Genomic DNA, 1,778 nt, shown 5'->3' on the forward strand with positions numbered 1-1,778 from the left:
GGCACCCGATCAGGCCGCACCATCGGCACCAACGCCACACGCCCACCCACCGACGAACCCACCACCCGCTCCGCCAACGCCACCACCGACTGCGCGTCGAAGATGTCCCGGAAGGGGAGTTCGATCCCGAAGGTGGCGCGGACGCGGCTGACCAGCCGGGTCGCGAGCAGCGAGTGCCCGCCCAGGTCGAAGAAGCTGTCGTCGATCGACACCGACGGGACATTGAGCAGTTCGCAGAACAGGTCGCAGAGCGTCCGCTCGACGTCGTTGCGGGGCGCGCGGGCCGTGCTGTGCCGCGGCTCGGGCAGCGCCGCGCGGTCGATCCGGCCGTCCGCGGCGTACGGGAGCGCGTCGAGCTCGACGTAGTGCGCGGGTACGGCGTGGCCCGGGAGCAGGGCTGCGGCGTGGTCCCGCAGGGTCCCGGCGTCCGCCGGGGCCGCCGGGTCGGCGGGCACGTGGTACGCCACCAGGGCGGGCTCGCCCGAGGGGCCGGGCCGTACGGTCACGGCGGCGGCGCCGACCCCGGTGTGCCGGGTCAGCACCCGCTCGACCAGCGCGGGTTCGACACTCCTGCCGTCGAGGGTGAGCCGCTCGTCGGTGCGCCCGAGGAGCTGGACCGTGCCGTCGCGCGTGATCCTGGCCAGGTCGCCGGTACGGTGCAGCCGGGAGCCGGGCGGGCCGTAGGGGTCGGCCACGAAGCGCTCGGCGGTCTGCGCGGGAAGGCCGAGGTAGCCGTGCGCCAGCTGGGCACCGCCCACGTACAGCTCACCGGGGCTCCCCGGCGGCAGGGGCATGAGACCGGCGTCGAGCACGAGGACGCGGGTGTTCCAGACGGGCCGGCCGGCGACCGGGTACGCGGCCGGGTCCCCGGTCCCGCTCCCGGCGGTCCACGCGAGGGCGTCGAACGCCGCCTCCACCGGCCCGTGCAGGACGTGGAGTGCCGCGCCGGGAAGCCGCGAGCCGAGGCGTTCGGCCAGTCCGGTGGGCAGCGGCTCGCCGCCGCACAGCACCCGGCGCAGGCCGGTGCAGTGCGCGGCCTCCGGTTCGGCGAGGAACGCGTCGAGGACGGAGGGCGCGAAGTGGGCCGTGGTCACCGCCTCGCGCCGGATCAGCCGGGCCAGGCCGACCATGTCGCGGTGGCCGCCGGGCGGGGCTGCCACCTGGGCGGCGCCCAGGACCAGCGGGGCGAGCAGTTCCCAGACCGCTACGCCGAGGTCGGCGGGGGCCTTCAGCAGGATCCGGTCGTCCGGGCCGAGCCGGCAGGCGTCCCGCATCCACAGGAGCCGGTTCACCAGGGCCCGGTGCGGCAGGAGCACCCCGCGCGGCTCGCCCTCCGTACCGGCGGTGGGGATCAGGTAGGCCGGGGAGTCCGGCAGCGGCCCCGGCAGGTCGGTGAAGCCGGCGTCGCCGTCGCAGTCACCGTCGCAGTGGAGCAGGAGGACCTGGCCGGCGCTCGTCCCGGCAAGGGTCGCGCGGTCCGGCGTGGTGATGACCGCGGCGGGCTCGGCGTCCTCCAGGAGGGCAGCGGTCCACGCGGCCGGGTGCTCCGGCTCGACGGGCAGGCAGACCGCACCGGCCCTCAGTACGGCGAGGTGCCCGACGGTCAGCGCCGCGGAGCGGGGGACGGCCACGGCGACGGTGTCGCCCCGGCGCACTCCGCGGGCCACCAGGAGTGCGGCCAGCGCGGCGGAGCGCTCGTCCAGCTCCGTGTAGCTGAGCCGGACGTCACCGGCCACCACCGCGAGGGCGTCCGGGGTCCGGGCGACCTGGGCCGCGAA

At 76.7% G+C, this 1,778-nt stretch carries 1 protein-coding gene; it reads right to left on the reverse strand.

The genetic code is table 11. The features are described 5' to 3' along the window. The coding region (locus tag ACH4VO_RS31300; protein WP_398441798.1) for an amino acid adenylation domain-containing protein at window positions 1-1,778 on the reverse strand (1,778 nt) is incomplete at both ends.

Origin of the sequence: Streptomyces sp. NPDC020780 (genome assembly GCF_044334475.1) — a bacterium.
Taxonomy (GTDB): domain Bacteria; phylum Actinomycetota; class Actinomycetes; order Streptomycetales; family Streptomycetaceae; genus Streptomyces.